The organism is Campylobacter sp. (genome assembly GCF_019423325.1).
In the GTDB taxonomy this organism is placed as follows: Bacteria; Campylobacterota; Campylobacteria; order Campylobacterales; family Campylobacteraceae; genus Campylobacter_B.
Genome location: NZ_JAHZBQ010000002.1, coordinates 219770 through 233841, shown reverse-complemented (window position 1 = coordinate 233841; position 14072 = coordinate 219770). Strand labels below are relative to the sequence as shown.

At 45.3% G+C, this 14072-nt stretch carries 23 protein-coding genes and 1 pseudogene; 19 read left to right on the top strand and 5 right to left on the bottom strand.

What is annotated here, in order from left to right; genetic code table 11:
• Positions 1-80: 80 nt before the first annotated feature.
• Positions 81-527 (top strand): cupin domain-containing protein, encoded by a 447-nt coding sequence (locus QZ367_RS06120; RefSeq protein WP_291938619.1) that lies wholly within the window; start codon positions 81-83, stop codon positions 525-527.
• Positions 528-588: 61 nt separating this feature from the next.
• On the opposite strand, the gene QZ367_RS06115 is transcribed toward QZ367_RS06120, so the two are convergent.
• Complete coding sequence (locus QZ367_RS06115; RefSeq protein ID WP_291938617.1) at positions 589-945, bottom strand: hypothetical protein; 357 nt, start codon at positions 943-945, stop codon at positions 589-591.
• Between the two features lie 44 nt (positions 946-989).
• The gene (gene purM, locus QZ367_RS06110; RefSeq protein ID WP_291938616.1) at positions 990-1973 is read right to left on the bottom strand and encodes a phosphoribosylformylglycinamidine cyclo-ligase; all 984 of its coding nucleotides are present in this window, start codon (positions 1971-1973) and stop codon (positions 990-992) included.
• Positions 1974-2046: 73 nt separating this feature from the next.
• Between purM and coaE the strand changes: the two genes are divergently transcribed.
• The 3 genes from coaE to dapF all read left to right on the top strand — a co-directional run bounded on the left by coaE (position 2047) and on the right by dapF (position 4763).
• Positions 2047-2721, top strand: a complete 675-nt coding sequence (coaE, locus tag QZ367_RS06105) for a dephospho-CoA kinase (RefSeq protein ID WP_291938614.1) — start codon at positions 2047-2049, stop codon at positions 2719-2721.
• Between the two features lie 64 nt (positions 2722-2785).
• A complete protein-coding gene (locus tag QZ367_RS06100; RefSeq protein ID WP_291938612.1) occupies positions 2786-3706 on the top strand; it encodes a tetratricopeptide repeat protein in 921 nt (306 codons plus the stop codon).
• A 178-nt stretch (positions 3707-3884) separates the two neighbouring features.
• The gene (gene dapF / locus QZ367_RS06095) at positions 3885-4763 is read left to right on the top strand and encodes a diaminopimelate epimerase (protein WP_291938610.1); all 879 of its coding nucleotides are present in this window, start codon (positions 3885-3887) and stop codon (positions 4761-4763) included.
• A gap of 862 nt (positions 4764-5625) precedes the next feature.
• Here the strand turns inward: dapF and QZ367_RS06090 are convergent.
• The 3 genes from QZ367_RS06090 to QZ367_RS06080 all read right to left on the bottom strand — a co-directional run bounded on the left by QZ367_RS06090 (position 5626) and on the right by QZ367_RS06080 (position 7644).
• Entirely contained in the window at positions 5626-5790 is a 165-nt protein-coding gene (locus tag QZ367_RS06090; protein WP_291938608.1) for a hypothetical protein, read from the bottom strand.
• 105 nt (positions 5791-5895) lie between these two features.
• The gene (locus tag QZ367_RS06085; RefSeq protein WP_291938606.1) at positions 5896-6231 is read right to left on the bottom strand and encodes a hypothetical protein; all 336 of its coding nucleotides are present in this window, start codon (positions 6229-6231) and stop codon (positions 5896-5898) included.
• 81 nt (positions 6232-6312) lie between these two features.
• Positions 6313-7644, bottom strand: a complete 1332-nt coding sequence (locus QZ367_RS06080) for a hypothetical protein (protein ID WP_291938604.1) — start codon at positions 7642-7644, stop codon at positions 6313-6315.
• Between the two features lie 278 nt (positions 7645-7922).
• Between QZ367_RS06080 and rpsJ the strand changes: the two genes are divergently transcribed.
• The 15 genes and pseudogenes from rpsJ to QZ367_RS06005 all read left to right on the top strand — a co-directional run bounded on the left by rpsJ (position 7923) and on the right by QZ367_RS06005 (position 14066).
• Positions 7923-8234 carry a 30S ribosomal protein S10 gene (rpsJ, locus tag QZ367_RS06075; RefSeq protein ID WP_291939283.1) on the top strand — a complete coding sequence of 104 codons (312 nt, stop codon included), beginning with the start codon at positions 7923-7925 and terminating at the stop codon, positions 8232-8234.
• Positions 8235-8245: 11 nt separating this feature from the next.
• A complete protein-coding gene (rplC, locus tag QZ367_RS06070; RefSeq protein WP_291938602.1) occupies positions 8246-8824 on the top strand; it encodes a 50S ribosomal protein L3 in 579 nt (192 codons plus the stop codon).
• Positions 8821-9435, top strand: coding sequence for a 50S ribosomal protein L4 (rplD, locus tag QZ367_RS06065; protein ID WP_291938600.1), 615 nt, complete (start codon positions 8821-8823; stop codon positions 9433-9435). Before rplC ends, rplD begins: the two co-directional genes overlap by 4 nt.
• A 1-nt stretch (position 9436) precedes the next feature.
• Positions 9437-9718, top strand: coding sequence for a 50S ribosomal protein L23 (locus QZ367_RS06060; protein ID WP_291938598.1), 282 nt, complete (start codon positions 9437-9439; stop codon positions 9716-9718).
• Position 9719: 1 nt separating this feature from the next.
• A complete protein-coding gene (gene rplB / locus QZ367_RS06055) occupies positions 9720-10550 on the top strand; it encodes a 50S ribosomal protein L2 (protein ID WP_291938596.1) in 831 nt (276 codons plus the stop codon).
• Between the two features lie 2 nt (positions 10551-10552).
• Positions 10553-10834 carry a 30S ribosomal protein S19 gene (gene rpsS / locus QZ367_RS06050; protein ID WP_005869002.1) on the top strand — a complete coding sequence of 94 codons (282 nt, stop codon included), beginning with the start codon at positions 10553-10555 and terminating at the stop codon, positions 10832-10834.
• A gap of 9 nt (positions 10835-10843) precedes the next feature.
• Positions 10844-11155: pseudogene (rplV, locus tag QZ367_RS06045) on the top strand (50S ribosomal protein L22); the annotation flags it as partial.
• 21 nt (positions 11156-11176) lie between these two features.
• Positions 11177-11872 (top strand): 30S ribosomal protein S3, encoded by a 696-nt coding sequence (gene rpsC, locus QZ367_RS06040; RefSeq protein WP_291938594.1) that lies wholly within the window; start codon positions 11177-11179, stop codon positions 11870-11872.
• Positions 11873-11874: 2 nt separating this feature from the next.
• Positions 11875-12300 (top strand): 50S ribosomal protein L16, encoded by a 426-nt coding sequence (gene rplP, locus QZ367_RS06035; RefSeq protein WP_005868996.1) that lies wholly within the window; start codon positions 11875-11877, stop codon positions 12298-12300.
• A complete protein-coding gene (gene rpmC / locus QZ367_RS06030) occupies positions 12287-12469 on the top strand; it encodes a 50S ribosomal protein L29 (RefSeq protein ID WP_005868995.1) in 183 nt (60 codons plus the stop codon). The genes rplP and rpmC overlap by 14 nt, the downstream gene beginning before the upstream one ends.
• Before the next feature lie 9 nt (positions 12470-12478).
• Positions 12479-12730 (top strand): 30S ribosomal protein S17, encoded by a 252-nt coding sequence (rpsQ, locus tag QZ367_RS06025; RefSeq protein WP_005868994.1) that lies wholly within the window; start codon positions 12479-12481, stop codon positions 12728-12730.
• Entirely contained in the window at positions 12730-13098 is a 369-nt protein-coding gene (gene rplN, locus QZ367_RS06020) for a 50S ribosomal protein L14 (RefSeq protein ID WP_005868993.1), read from the top strand. Before rpsQ ends, rplN begins: the two co-directional genes overlap by 1 nt.
• Positions 13098-13331 carry a 50S ribosomal protein L24 gene (gene rplX, locus QZ367_RS06015; RefSeq protein ID WP_005868992.1) on the top strand — a complete coding sequence of 78 codons (234 nt, stop codon included), beginning with the start codon at positions 13098-13100 and terminating at the stop codon, positions 13329-13331. The genes rplN and rplX overlap by 1 nt, the downstream gene beginning before the upstream one ends.
• 2 nt (positions 13332-13333) lie before the next feature.
• Complete coding sequence (gene rplE, locus QZ367_RS06010) at positions 13334-13879, top strand: 50S ribosomal protein L5 (protein ID WP_291938590.1); 546 nt, start codon at positions 13334-13336, stop codon at positions 13877-13879.
• Between the two features lies 1 nt (position 13880).
• Positions 13881-14066: a type Z 30S ribosomal protein S14 gene (locus QZ367_RS06005; RefSeq protein ID WP_005868990.1), complete on the top strand. Its 186-nt coding sequence runs from the start codon at positions 13881-13883 to the stop codon at positions 14064-14066.
• The last annotated feature ends 6 nt before the right edge of the window (positions 14067-14072 follow it).

The following is a 14072-nucleotide window of genomic DNA, read 5'->3' as shown; positions in this document are numbered from 1 at the left end:
CGTAAATTTATAAAATTTTGCGTTATTTCTGGTATTTAAAGGGATTACTGAACGACAAAAATATTAACAAAGGAGAAAAGATGCAGGAAAAGCAAGTTTTGGTTAAAAAGGAAAATCTCGCCGTCTATGACAAGGTGAGCGATAAAATTTTTGCAGGCGGTCTGCCGAAAGTCACGCTGCTTTTCGGCGCAACGCCTTATGCAAACGCAGGAGCAGCACTAGTGCATTTCCCGCGTGGAGTACGCACGGCATGGCACACGCATCCGGCGGGGCAAAATTTAATCGTAACGCAGGGTAAAATTTACACCGGCACGGCGGACGGAGTCGTACAAATCGCTCGTGCTGGCGACGTAGTGCTCTGTCCGCCTGGCGTCAAACATTGGCACGGAGCCGGACTGCAAGAAGACGGCGAGCATATCGCAGTAACCTTTGAAAAGGACGGCAAAAACGTAACGTGGATGGAGCATCTAAGCCAGGACGAGTATAAAAGTCTCATCGAAAAAGCGGACGCAAAGGACGCGGAGTAGTATCCCCGAGTAGATTTTCGGCATGCTTGCTAAATTTTGCGTGCCGCTGGTGCATTTAAATTTATCCCTCGATGCTAAGTAGATCGCCGAAAATTTCTTTGTAATACTGCATGAAGCGTTTAGGAATTTTAACGCCACGGATATCCACGGTGATGACGCTATCTTGGACCTCAAAAACGATAAGCTCGCTAGTTATTTTCACTGCTTTGCAGCCGTTAAACATACGTCGCCTACACTTGGCGTATAAGCCGTTGTGCGGTGAGTCTGCGTCCTCATACCGCCCGAGCTTGATGGGTCTTTGGAAAAGCAGATAGTTTTTATAGTCGTACTTATCGTCCGCAAGGCCTATCATATAATAATTTTCGGCGCTGTTTTTGGAAGCGGTCACGATACCTGCTTTAAAATTTAGTCTAAACATAAATTCTGCCTTGGCAAAAAGCGGCAAATTTTACCGCTTCAAATTTACACCAGCTGCACGCCCCCGCCTTTTACGATCTCGCCGATAACGTAGCCATCGGTGTTTGCCAGCACGAAGTCCGCGTTTTCTTTCGGAGCTACGACGATCATACCAACGCCCATATTAAATGTCCTCATCATCTCTGATGGTTCCACCTTTTGTGCGATGATTTTAAAGATTTCGGGCGTGCGGATCGCTGTATGCTCGATCTTTGCACCCAGCCCCTCCGGAAATACTCGCGGCAAGTTTTCCACGATACCCCCGCCCGTGATGTGCGCGAGTGCGTGGATCTTGTCTTTTAAATTTAAAAACTCTCCGACGTAAATCCTGGTCGGCCGCAAAAGCACGTCGATGAGCGCGCGATCGCCTATCTTGTCGTCAAATTTTAGCCCCAGCTCGGCGATTACTTTTCGCGCGAGCGAGAAGCCGTTTGAGTGCAGGCCGCTGCTAGGAAGCGCGATGAGCACATCGCCCTCGCGCACGAACTTGCTGCGGTCGATCTCGTCCTCTTCGGCGATACCCACGGCAAAGCCCGCTAGGTCGAAGTCGCCCTTTTCATACATCGAGGGCATCTCCGCCGTTTCGCCGCCGATAAGCGCGCAGCGGGCGAGTTTGCAGCCTTCGGCGATGCTTTTTACTACCTCTTTGGCATCCGCAATCTCGAGCTTCGCCGTCGCGTAGTAGTCGAGGAAAAATAGCGGCTCGGCGAAGTTGCATATGAGATCATTCACACACATCGCGACGAGATCTTGGCCTACGCCGTCAAATTTACGCGCGTCGATCGCGAGTCGCAGCTTTGTGCCCACGCCGTCGGTGGCGCCTAGGATCGCGGGTTTTTTATAGCCTGCAGGCAGCCTTACCGCACCCGAAAACGAGCCGATACCGCCTAAAACGTGCGGAGTTTGCGTCGCTTTGACAAACGGTTTTATCGCGTTTACGAAGTCATTTCCCGCGTCTATATCGACGCCCGCGTCTTTGTAGCTTATCAAATTTTATCCTCCAAGATGGTATAATTTCGCAGATTTTAGCTAAAATCGAATAAAAACGCTATAAAGGCTCACCTTGAAATTTAAACACGCCGTCGTCATCACGGGCAGCATCGGTAGCGGTAAGAGCGCGGTTTGCGAGCTGCTTCGTGATCGCGGATTTGAGATCATCGACGCCGATAAGATTTCGCATGATGCTTTGGATCGCTGCGCCGCACAGGTGGCTGAAATTTTCGGCGCGCAATACGTCGTGCAAAAAGGCGTTAAAGCTAAAAATTTGGGTTCGCACGCGGAATTTAGCGTTAGTTCAGGCGAGGAAATTTCGTCCGCGCCCTGCGTTTCGGTAGATCGTAAAAAGCTAGGCGAGCTGGTGTTTAAAGACCCTGTGGAGCTCGCAAAGCTAGAAGCTCTACTGCATCCGAAGATAACGGCTGAAATTTTATCGCAGGCGCGGGATTTGGAAGCGAAAGGAAGGCTTTATTTCGTCGATATTCCGCTGTTTTTCGAGGGCAAGAGATATGAGTTTTTCGACAAAGTGGCAGTCGTTTATGCGCCAAAAGATACGCTGGTTTCGCGCGTGATGAAGCGAAACGGGCTCGATCATGCCGCTGCAAAGCACCGCGTGGAGCTGCAAATAGATATCGAGCAAAAGCGTGCCATGGCGGACTTTGTGATAGATAACGGAGGCGATCTTGCCGCGCTTGAGGCCGCAGTGGAGAGATTTTTAAAAGAGCTAGAATATGAAATTTAGCCCTTGCGCGGTTGCATAAAATTTCTACGCAAATTGAGATGAGACTAAAAATAAAGGAGAGATGATGAGGATCGGTAGCTGTGCCCAAAAGGGCGCTAAATTTCAAAATTTTAAAAGTGCGCCGCTTAAAGAGTGGTTGAAATTTACGGCGCGAACGGTTTTGCTCTCCGTGCTATTTGCGACGGGCGCTGCGGCGGAGATCGACGATCTAAGGAAGGGCTGCGCCGCTGGGAGCGAGATGGATTGTAAAAAACTAAACCGCGTGATAAATGAGCTACAGCGCAACTGCGACGCTGGCGGCGAGGAAAACGCGCTGGATTGCGCAAATTTGGGCTATGCATACGACTCAAATAGAAGCTTCGGGCAGGCCGCGCGCTATTACGACAGGGCGTGCAAGCTCGGCGAGCAGAAGGGCTGTGTCTATTTGGGGCTGCTCTACAACGACGGGCAGGGGGTGGCGCAGGATCGCAAGAGGGCGAATGAGCTTTTCAGCGACGCCTGCAAGAAAAACAGCAGCGAGGGGTGCGCGAGCCTTGCATACAACTATAAAAAGGGGCTCGGCGTCTATCCCGACGTGAAAAAGGCGATCGAGCTTTTGATTAAGGCTTGCAAGATGGGGCAGCTAGAGGCATGCCACAACCTAGGGCTTAGCTATGCTCTCGGCGAAGGCGTGAAAAAGGACGTGGATAGGGCCAGGGCATTTTTTACGAGAGCTTGCGAGCAAGGACACGTGGATTCGTGCGTAAATTTGGGCGTCACGTATTTTAAAGGCGACGGCGGTCAAAAGGATCACGCGCTTGCTGCGAAGTATTTTAGCGAGGCGTGCGAAAAAAGCGACGAACCGCTAGCCTGCTCAAATTTAGCATATCAATACGAAAAGGGCTGGGGCGTAGCGAAAGATAAAAAGAAGGCGCGCGAGTTTTATGAAAAGGCTTGCAAGCTCGGAAGATTTGATGCTTGCGAGCATTTAAAGGCTATGAGGTAGGCTCTAACATCAAGCGCGAAAAACGCATAACAAAATGGGCTTACGAAAGAAGATAGTTAGTAACTTTAGTCTTAGTAAAGCCTATAAATAAGCGATGCGCTTAAATTTAGATAGAAGTAAAATTTTAATAAAGCGTTAGTGAGCAGCGTTAGTAATTTTAAAATTTGCGAGGTAGATAATGAAAATTTCAAAATATAATGCGAGCGGAAATGATTTCGTGATTTTTACGGATTCTGTTAAGGCGGATAGATCCAAGCTAGCGCGTGAGCTATGCGATAGGCGTGATGGGGTGGGCGCCGACGGCCTCATCGTCGTACTACCGAAATTTAACGGTATCGAGGGGATAAATTTCGAGTGGGAATTTTACAATAGCGACGGCAGCAGCGCCGATATGTGCGGCAATGGCTCGCGCGCGGTATGCATGTATGCGTATGAGAATTTTTTGGCCGGGCAGAGCATGAAATTCCTAAGCGGCGCAGGTGTAATTAGCGGTGAAATTTTCGGTATTTTCGGCGGAAATTTGAGCGAGAGCATGCGAGGTGAGCTACGCAATGTAAGCTTCGGCGAGATTTTCAATCTTCGCCCTAACGCTCACGCGTTAGTAGCTAACGTCGAGGTAATGTTAACTCGTCCTAAGCGCCTGGGCGAAAGCTTTGAGGAGGCAGGGCTAACGTGGTATTTTTATAACACAGGAGTGCCGCATTTGGTAACTTTTGTTAGTGATTTAAATGAGTTCGATGCCGCATTGGCCCGCGATCTGCGCGAGAAGTATAACGCTAACGTTAATTATGCGTTAGTTCAAAGTCGCCTCGCAAGCAAAATTTTAAAGGTGCGCACCTTTGAGCGTGGCGTAGAGGCAGAAACTCTCGCATGCGGTACGGGGATGGCAGCATGCTTCATCGCAGGCGTCGAAAATATGGGGCTAGCTCCCGATATCCGCGTGATACCTGCAAGCGGCGAAATGCTAAATTTGCGCTTAGGAGATGGAGGTAAAATTTACTTTCGCGGCGACGTTAGGCATACTTTCGATGGCGAATTTATCGGATACGTGGAGTAGGCAGGGCGAAATTTCGAGCCGGTTTGTGCGAGAATCCGTGAAATTTTCGAGTGCGATTTATGCAAGATTTCGCTTTTCACTCCGTTTTATAAAATAATAGATTTACAATACAACATTGGAATTTTAAAATTTTATGATGATGAAATTTTAGAATTTTCGGGGATGGTTTGGGTGAGAATTTTAATTGCGAAGTAAAATTTGCCGTCTCATTGCAAAATTTAATTCCTAAATCTCGGAATTTTATGAAATAAAATTTTAAAATTTTGGTGCGCGGAATTTTACTACTAAGTTTGAAATTTTTTGATTGAATTCTGCGCTTGCATTGCGCTAATTTAGGCTTCTGCGGAATTTAAGCGTTATAGCGTTATAAAATTTACGCTCTAACCCGCTCATTCGGTTTATAAATTTTGCTGCCACCGCAAAAGATCCGCCGTGTTCACACGAGTGAAATTCCGTCACATTTGCACGAGCGAAATTGCGCCACTAATAACAAAAAGCGCGGTATCAAGCGCAAATCCTCGCCGCGGGTAAAATCTATCATTGACGATAAAGGCTAGATTTGTAGATGCGACAATTCTTGAAGCACGGTAGAATTTACTAACGACGATAAAAGCATAGTGTGGTTACGGCGAAATTTAAAATTTGCACCAGCCGAATTCCGTCGCGCCGTCATTTTGTTGTTTAAATTTTAAATTCCATCCGCGTCGGTTTGGCCGAAACTAGGCATAAAATCTGATGATTAACTCTCTGGCGAGCGCTAAAATCACGACGAAGATTGTAAATTTTAATAAAGATTTTTGTCGCATTGTGACGAGCATAGCAATGCCTAATAAAACGAGCGCAATGTCTAAAAATGTATCTTTCATACGCTTAATTGAAATTTAATCAAAATGCCAAGTATGACAAGAAGTATTATAAAGCGCAAGATTGATCGCATGGAGGATAGATCGCCAAATTCTTTGTCATATTCCTTTTTTACCTCCCACTCAGCTTTCCAGGCGAACATTTTTACTATAAAATCCAGCATTTTCATCTCCTTTTTTAAGGCGAGTCGCATAAAAACGAAATTCTGTCGCGCTACGTGAAATTAAAGAATTCTATCTAATTGGCGCTTAAAATTTTTAATTTTGGGCTATTTGTCGGCGTTTTGGACGAGCGCCTTTTCGTATTTTTCGATAAAGCTTCGCCCTGACTCGCATAGGCGGTAGATGAAAATCTTCGACGCCTTGCCCGCATCAAGTCCCGTGTCCTTAATGCTTTCGCGCTGCAAATAGCCCCAGTTTTTATGAATTATATCAAGAGTCGATTTGACCGAGGTGTAGTTGCGCCCACTCGCAGCTGCGAATTCGTTTACGGGACTCATAAACTCCGCATCGCTTTGCTTATTGCGACATAAAAGTCCCCCTTTACCTTGTGATTCGACCAGTTTTAGCGTTTCATAAATGAGTTTGTCTTTTAATTTGATCATCGGCTTTCCCTTGCGTAATTGATATGGGTTTGCCAAAATTATATCATAAAATTTATATTTTATGATATGAAATGTCAATAATTAGAAGCTAAGCACGAACTCATGAAACGGCACGACATCGCAGCGCATCCCCTCGATCTCGAGCCTGCCGGAGTTTGCCATAGAAACGACCTTTAGGCTTGTGATGCCGAGCCTCTTGAGCGCGCTTAAAATTTTGCGGAATTTTAAAAAGATAATGTCGGCGTCGCTGAATGGGATGACGAGAACCCCCATTTTTAGAGCGGGCAGGTAAAAATCCAGCTCTTTTGTATAAAAAATCGACGTATTTAGCCCCAAAAGCTCGCAGAAAAGGACGTTGGCAAATTTTTTGGAGAAGTCCTTTTTGCTCGTTAAAATTTCGCGCATATTAAAATGCGAAAAATATAGTTTTTTTGCGCGCGCGGGCTCGCCCACCTTGCTTAAAAATCTGATGAAATTTTCCCGCTCAAGTTTGGCGATAGTGCCGTATACGGCGTCTTTGGAGATCTTGATGCGCGGCTTTAGCGCGGTGTAAATTTTATTTGCGCTAAATGCGGCGTGGACGAAGCTTAGGCACTCTTTGAGGATTAAAATTTCCGTGCGGCTAAAGTTTGCCGTAAGCAGACTCTGCTCGAATTCTAAAATTTCGGCAGGCGCTATGAAGGGATTTTTTGCGCCGCCGCCTTGGGCTAAAAACGCCGAAATCATCGAGTTTATCTCGTTGTGGCGCTTATCGAAGGCGATAAATTCTTCAAATGAAAGCGGCAAAAGCTCAAGCCGCTCAAAGCCCGGCAGGACCAACTCTTTATCGCGAGTAGAGATGATAAAACGCTTTAAATTTAGCCCCCCAGCGAAGCTTTGAAGCGATGAAATTTCAAAATCGGCGCTACTAAAATTATCCAAAAAAAGCGATGAAATTTGCTCGTTGGCGGCTAAAAATTCTTTGATCTCGCGGAAGAAATTCTCGCTCCTGCTTTTTGCGCCATCGGACTCCGCATTTTTTGCGTTGTTTGAGCCATTTGCGCTTGCGTTTTTTGTATCTGTATTTTTTACGGCGGCGCGGTAAAATTCGCCCGTATCCGAAATTTCCGCGTCTAACGTAGCTTCTCTACTTATTTCATATTCATTTGCTGCGCTAGCCTTTGTATTGTCCGCACTATTTCTAGCCACAAAAATTCCATCATTCGCTACCGCCTCTTCAAGGCGTAGATCGGCTAAATTTAGGTACAAAATTTCATCTTTTTTAAGTTCCGAAATTTCATTTTTCAGCACGGCGCTTTTGCCGGAATTTAGCACTCCGTAGATTATGGTTTTGGCAGAGCCGATACCTCTTTTGCGCGGAATAAAGCCCATAAATTCCGGCGGGTTTTCGTAAAAAAATTTTAGATCATTCATGGCGAGTATTTTAAAATTTTCCTTATTAAAAGGAAATAAATCCGAAAAATCCTATGGAATTTTTATATCTGTTTAAATTTATCCAAAATTTTTGTATTGAAATTTTTCGACACTCTAAAAATTTTCGAAATTCTATATATCTTTCCTTATTAAAAGGAAATATTTCAATAAAATTTGGCTATTTTCTTGACAAAAAGGGAGCGCTTTTATATAATGTGCGTCTTTTGTTTGAAACAAAAGGTCGCGCGTTGCGACAAGTTCTTTTTAAGGAAAAGCAGATGCAAAAAATTAGGTTGAAACTCAAGGCATATGACCATAGAGTTTTAGATCGCACGGTTGCGGCCATAGTAGAAGCCGTCAAAAGAACGGGTGCGGATGTAAGAGGCCCTGTTCCTATGCCCACAAAGATCAAGCGCTACACAGTTTTAAGATCTCCACACGTAAATAAGGACTCTAGAGAGCAGTTTGAGATGAAGATCCACGCTCGTATGCTAGATATCGTAGCGGCGACTCCGGACACGGTTGATTCGCTAACTAAGCTTGATTTGGCTCCGGAAGTCAACGTTGAAGTTCACGCGATGGGCAAATAAGGGGTAAAACAATGGAATATATTGTAGAAAAAATAGGTATGAGTAGGACGATCGACACGAGCAGTACGCCCGTGACGCTTTTACGACTTATCAATACCAAAATTTGCGAAGTTTGTGATGAGAAAAAAGCTATAGTAGCCTACGCAGAGGGCAAAGCGTATAATAAAGCTATCGCCGGCATTCAAAAGAAATATAGCCTAAGCAAGGAATTTAATAAATTTGCGACTTTAAGCTTAGAAAATGCCGAGCTTGGCGATCAAAATTTAGATGTTTTGAGCGAAGCCAAGATCGTCAAAGTAAGCTTTAAATCCAAGGGTAAAGGTTATCAGGGTGTCATTAAGCGCCATGGCTTTGCGGGTGGTCCTGCAGCGCACGGCAGCCGCTTTCACCGAAGACCGGGCTCGATCGGCAACTGCGAGTGGCCGGGTCGCGTTCAGCCTGGTGTGAGGATGGCGGGACACACTGGAAACGAAACGATCACTGCTAAAAACGAAGTCGTAAGCTTTGATGCCGAGAATAAAATTTTGGTGCTTAAAGGCTCGGTTCCTGGATTTAACGGCGCAATGGGCAGAATAAGGATAGTAAAATGAGTAAAGTAAGCGTGCTTAACGAAAAACTGGAAAAAGCAAGCGAAATTGAAATTCCTGCGAAATTTTCGGAAGTCAATTCGCACAATCTATATTTGTACGTCAAATCTTACCTTGCTTCGCTTCGTGCAAATACGGCTAACGCTAAAACTCGCGCCGAGGTTAGCGGCGGCGGCAAAAAACCATGGCGACAAAAGGGTCGCGGCGGCGCACGTGCGGGCTCAACCAGAACTAACGTCTGGGTAGGCGGCGCGGTCGCATTCGGTCCGACTAACGAACGAAATTACGAGCAGAAGGTCAATAAGAAGCAAAAACGCCTTGCGCTGGAATTTGCTATCAATGAGAAAGCAAACGAGGGTAAAATTTTTATCTTCGACGATTTGGAGCTAAAAAGCGGCAAAACCAAAGATGCGGCAAATTTTATTAAGAAACTGGGCGTTAGAGATGCGCTGATCGTTAAAAATGAGCTGGACGCGCAAACTCTTTTGGCCTATAGAAATCTTAAGAATTGCTATGTCATCGATGCAAGCGAGGCCAATGCTTACCTGATAGCAGTTTACGGCTCAGTCGTATTCGAAAAAGCGGCATTTGAATCAATAGTGAAAGAGGACTAAAATGGCAGATATAACAGATATCAAAACGATCCTTTATACGGAAAAGTCTCTCGGTCTTCAAGAAAACGGCGTGGTCGTTATCCAAACTAGCCCGTCGGTTACGAAAAACGGACTAAAGAGCGTTTTGAAGAACTATTTCGGGATCACTCCGCTAAAGATAAATTCTTTAAGACAGGACGGCAAATTAAAAAGATTTAAAGGCAGAACTGGCGTTAGAAATGATGTGAAGAAATTCTACGTCAAACTACCTGAGGGTGCAAGCTTAGAAAGCGTGGAGGCGTAAAATGGCGATTAAAACTTATAAACCGTATACTCCAAGTAGAAGATTTATGACTGGTCTTAGCAGCGAGGATATCACTGCAAAAGCTAGCGTTAGAGGTTTGCTTGTTAAAATTCCTACCGCAGCCGGAAGAAACAATAATGGTCGCATTACCAGCCGCCATAAACAAGCAGGAGCTGCTAAACTTTATAGAATTATCGATTTTAAGCGAAATAAATTCGGCGTTGCTGGCAAGGTCGAGGCGATTGAATACGATCCGAATCGCAACTGCCGTATCGCATTGATCTCATACGCAGACGGCGAGAAGCGCTACATTATCAAGCCTAACGATCTTAAAGTGGGCGACGTAGTAGCTGCTGCCGAGGGTGGATTAGATATTAAACCCGGCAATGCTATGAAGATGAAAAACATCCCTGTGGGAACTATCCTGCATAATATCGAGTTAAAACCCGGCAAAGGTGCTCAAATGGCACGTAGCGCCGGAGGTTATGCTCAGCTTATGGGCAAAGAGGAAAAATATGTCATTTTACGTCTGCCTAGCGGTGAGATGAGAAGAGTGCTTGCAGAGTGTATGGCTAGTATCGGCGTAGTGGGTAACGAAGAGTGGGCAAACGTCGTCATCGGTAAAGCCGGACGTAATCGCCACAGAGGTATCCGTCCTCAAACCAGAGGTTCTGCGATGAACCCGGTCGATCACCCGCACGGCGGTGGCGAGGGTAAGAAAAACTCCGGTCGCCATCCGGTAACTCCGTGGGGTAAACCGACGAAGGGCTATAAAACTCGCCATAAAAAAGCGGGCGATAAGCTTATAATTTCAAGAAGGAAAGGAAAATAAAAATGGCTAGATCGCTAAAAAAAGGTCCTTTCGTAGATGATCACGTAATGAAAAAAGTCGTTGCGGCAAAGAAAGCCGGCGATAACAAACCGATCAAGACTTGGTCGAGACGAAGTACGATCGTGCCTGAAATGATCGGACTTACGTTTAACGTTCATAACGGAAAGAATTTTATCCCGGTTTACGTCACCGAGCATCATATCGGTTATAAATTAGGCGAGTTCGCTCCTACGCGGACTTTCAAGGGTCACAAAGGCTCCGTGCAGAAAAAGATCGGCAAGTAAGGATAGAATATGAGTAAATCAACTATTAAATTTGTTCGCCTTTCGCCGACAAAAGCAAGACTTATCGCGAAGCAAATTCAAGGCATGAATGCGGAATTTGCCCTTGCTACTTTGGAATTTACGCCTAATCGCGGCGCGAAATATATCGCTACGGCGATTTCAAGCGCAGTCGCAAACGGCGGCTTTGAGCCCGAAGAGGTCGTAGTTACCAGCTGCCGAGTGGATGCGGGTCCCGTACTTAAGAGATTTCGTCCGCGCGCCAGAGGTACGGCTAGCCGTATCCGCAAACCTACTTCGCACATCATCGTCGAAGTAGCAAAACCAAGTAAGAAGGAAGCGTAAATGGGACAGAAAGTAAATCCGATCGGTTTAAGATTAGGAATTAATCGAAATTGGGAGTCTAGATGGTTTCCTTCTAAAGCGACGCTTTCCGATAGTATCGGCGAGGATTACAAGATCCGCAAATTTTTAAAAGCTAAGCTTTACTATGCAGGAATTAGCCAAATTCTTATCGAAAGAACGGCTAAGAAAATTCGCGTAACGATCGTAGCCGCAAGGCCGGGTATCATCATCGGCAAAAAAGGCGGCGAGGTCGAAAATTTAAGAAGCGAAGTCGTTAAGCTAGTCAATAAAGACATAGCCATCAACATCAAAGAGGAGCGCAAAGTAGGCTCGAACGCACTTTTGGCTGCAGAAAACGTAGCCATGCAGCTAGAGCGCCGCGTTGCATTCCGCCGCGCTATGAAAAAAGTCATCCAAGGCGCTCAAAAAGCAGGCGCAAAGGGAATTAAAATTTGCGTCGCAGGTCGCTTGGGCGGTGCGGAAATGGCTAGAACCGAATGGTATTTGGAGGGACGCGTTCCGCTTCATACTCTAAGGGCTAGGATCGATTACGGCTTTGCCGAAGCGCATACGACCTACGGTAATATCGGCATTAAGGTTTGGATCTTTAAGGGTGAAATTTTACAAAAAGGCATCCAGGCTGAAAAGACCGATGATGCGCCTAAAAAAACACGCAGACCAAGAAGAGGTAAATAGTTATGTTGATGCCAAAAAGAACAAAATACCGCAAGATGATGAAAGGTCGCAATCGCGGCTATGCGACGAGAGGAAATTCCTTGACGTTCGGCGATTTCGGTATCAAAGCGGTAGAGGCGGGTAGGGTAAATTCTCGCCAGATCGAAGCGGCTCGTGTCGCGATGACGCGCTTCGTGAATCGTCAAGCTAAAATTTGGATTAAGGTATTCCCAGACAAACCGCTTACCAAAAAGCCTCTACAAACTCGTATGGGTAAGGGTAAGAGCGGCGTAGAGGAGTGGGTAATGAATATAAAACCGGGCAGGATCATTTTCGAGATGACCGGCGTTAGCGAAGAGGTTGCTAAAGAGGCGCTTATGCTTTCGATTCATAAACTACCTTTTAAAACGAAAATCGTAAGTAGGGAAAGCGAAAATGAAATATACTGATTTGAAAGATAAAGATTTGGCTGAGCTAAATTCTATGTTGAAACAAAGTAAGTTGCTTTTATTTACGGCTAGACAAAAGCTAAAAACTATGCAGCTAAGCAATCCTAACGAGATTCGCGCTATCAAAAAAGATATCGCTAGAATCAACACTGCTATTAAAGCGAAATAAGGATAGGTTATGGCATTTAAAAGAGAAATTCAAGGCGTAGTCGTAAAGAAGGCGGGCGATAAAACAGCTACCGTTTTGGTAGAGCGAAGGGTTATGCACCCTAGATATAGAAAGATCGTAAAAAGATTTAAAAAATATCTGATCCACGATGAAAACAACGTTGTAAAGATCGGCGACACCATATCTGCGATCGAGTGCAGACCGCTAAGCGCTAGAAAATCGTTTCGCTTAAAAGCGGTTTTGAAAACAGGAGTTGAATAATGATACAGAGTTTTACCAGACTTGCGGTGGCTGATAATAGCGGCGCAAAAGAACTTATGTGTATTAAAGTTTTGGGCGGCAGCAAAAGAAGATACGCCACAATCGGCGATATTATCGTTTGCTCTGTAAAAAAAGCGCTCCCTAACGGCAAGATTAAGCGCGGTCAAGTAGTAAAAGCCGTAGTCGTTCGTACGACTAAAGAGTTGCACAGAGGCAACGGCTCACTAATTAGATTCGATGAGAACGCAGCCGTTATTTTGGATTCAAAAAAAGAGCCGATCGGCACTCGTATTTTCGGTCCTATCGGTAGAGAGGTCAGATACGGCGGTTTTATGAAGATCGTTTCGCTGGCTCCGGAGGTTTTATAATGGCAGTAAAATTTAAGATTAAAAAGGGCGATCAAGTAAAGATCATCGCAGGTGACGATAAGGGCAAAACAGGCACTGTCAAGGCCGTGTTCCCTAAAAAAGCTCAAGTTATCGTCGAGGGTTGTAAAATGGCTAAAAAGGCTATCAAACCAACCGAGCAAAATCCGCAAGGCGGCTTTACAAGCAAAGAGATGCCTATGGATATTTCAAACGTTGCGTTGGTAGAGGGTTGATTATGAGCAGACTAAAAGATAAATACGCTAATTCCATCAGAGCTGCTTTGCAGAAAGAATTTGATATAAAAAATCCTATGCTTATCCCGGCGCTTGAAAAGATCGTTATCAGCGTAGGAACAGGCGAATCGAGCAAAGATCAAAAGGTGCTTCAAAATATGGCCGATACTATCTCGCTGATCGCAGGCCAAAAAGCGCTTATCGTCAATGCAAAAAAATCGGTTGCCGGCTTTAAAGTGCGCGAAGGTTTCCCGGTAGGCATAATGGTTACATTACGAAAAGAGCAGATGTTTGCCTTCCTAGACAAACTGATCTCTATCGCGCTTCCTAGAGTTAAGGATTTCCGAGGACTACCTAGAACGGGCTTTGACGGACGCGGCAATTATAACTTCGGCTTGCAAGAGCAGCTGATGTTCCCAGAGGTCGAATACGATCAAATTTTAAGAACTCACGGTATGAATATAACCGTCGTAACGACTACAAATAACGATAAAGAGGCATTTAAATTGCTAGAGTTATTCGGCATGCCTTTTGCAAAAGGAAAATGATATGGCAAAAAAATCAATGGTAGCCAAGGCGAAACGCCCCGCTAAATTTAGCACTCGCGCATATACCAGATGTCAAATTTGCGGTCGTCCGCACTCCGTTTATAAGGATTTTGGAATTTGTCGCGTTTGCCTTCGCAAGATGGCAAACGAGGGCTTGATCCCAGGTCTAAAAAAAGCAAGCTGGTAAGGAGAA

Coding starts and splice junctions, on each gene's coding strand:
- QZ367_RS06060 (WP_291938598.1), top strand. CDS start 9,437: ATGGCAGATATAACAGATATCAAAACGATCCTTTATACGGAAAAGTCT.
- QZ367_RS06085 (WP_291938606.1), bottom strand. CDS start 6,231: ATGATCAAATTAAAAGACAAACTCATTTATGAAACGCTAAAACTGGTC.
- rpsS (WP_005869002.1), top strand. CDS start 10,553: ATGGCTAGATCGCTAAAAAAAGGTCCTTTCGTAGATGATCACGTAATG.
- rpmC (WP_005868995.1), top strand. CDS start 12,287: ATGAAATATACTGATTTGAAAGATAAAGATTTGGCTGAGCTAAATTCT.
- rplC (WP_291938602.1), top strand. CDS start 8,246: ATGGAATATATTGTAGAAAAAATAGGTATGAGTAGGACGATCGACACG.
- rplE (WP_291938590.1), top strand. CDS start 13,334: ATGAGCAGACTAAAAGATAAATACGCTAATTCCATCAGAGCTGCTTTG.
- QZ367_RS06090 (WP_291938608.1), bottom strand. CDS start 5,790: ATGCTGGATTTTATAGTAAAAATGTTCGCCTGGAAAGCTGAGTGGGAG.
- dapF (WP_291938610.1), top strand. CDS start 3,885: ATGAAAATTTCAAAATATAATGCGAGCGGAAATGATTTCGTGATTTTT.
- QZ367_RS06120 (WP_291938619.1), top strand. CDS start 81: ATGCAGGAAAAGCAAGTTTTGGTTAAAAAGGAAAATCTCGCCGTCTAT.
- rpsQ (WP_005868994.1), top strand. CDS start 12,479: ATGGCATTTAAAAGAGAAATTCAAGGCGTAGTCGTAAAGAAGGCGGGC.
- rplD (WP_291938600.1), top strand. CDS start 8,821: ATGAGTAAAGTAAGCGTGCTTAACGAAAAACTGGAAAAAGCAAGCGAA.
- QZ367_RS06100 (WP_291938612.1), top strand. CDS start 2,786: ATGAGGATCGGTAGCTGTGCCCAAAAGGGCGCTAAATTTCAAAATTTT.
- rplX (WP_005868992.1), top strand. CDS start 13,098: ATGGCAGTAAAATTTAAGATTAAAAAGGGCGATCAAGTAAAGATCATC.
- rplN (WP_005868993.1), top strand. CDS start 12,730: ATGATACAGAGTTTTACCAGACTTGCGGTGGCTGATAATAGCGGCGCA.
- rpsJ (WP_291939283.1), top strand. CDS start 7,923: ATGCAAAAAATTAGGTTGAAACTCAAGGCATATGACCATAGAGTTTTA.
- rplB (WP_291938596.1), top strand. CDS start 9,720: ATGGCGATTAAAACTTATAAACCGTATACTCCAAGTAGAAGATTTATG.
- QZ367_RS06080 (WP_291938604.1), bottom strand. CDS start 7,644: ATGAATGATCTAAAATTTTTTTACGAAAACCCGCCGGAATTTATGGGC.
- rplP (WP_005868996.1), top strand. CDS start 11,875: ATGTTGATGCCAAAAAGAACAAAATACCGCAAGATGATGAAAGGTCGC.
- rpsC (WP_291938594.1), top strand. CDS start 11,177: ATGGGACAGAAAGTAAATCCGATCGGTTTAAGATTAGGAATTAATCGA.
- QZ367_RS06115 (WP_291938617.1), bottom strand. CDS start 945: ATGTTTAGACTAAATTTTAAAGCAGGTATCGTGACCGCTTCCAAAAAC.
- QZ367_RS06005 (WP_005868990.1), top strand. CDS start 13,881: ATGGCAAAAAAATCAATGGTAGCCAAGGCGAAACGCCCCGCTAAATTT.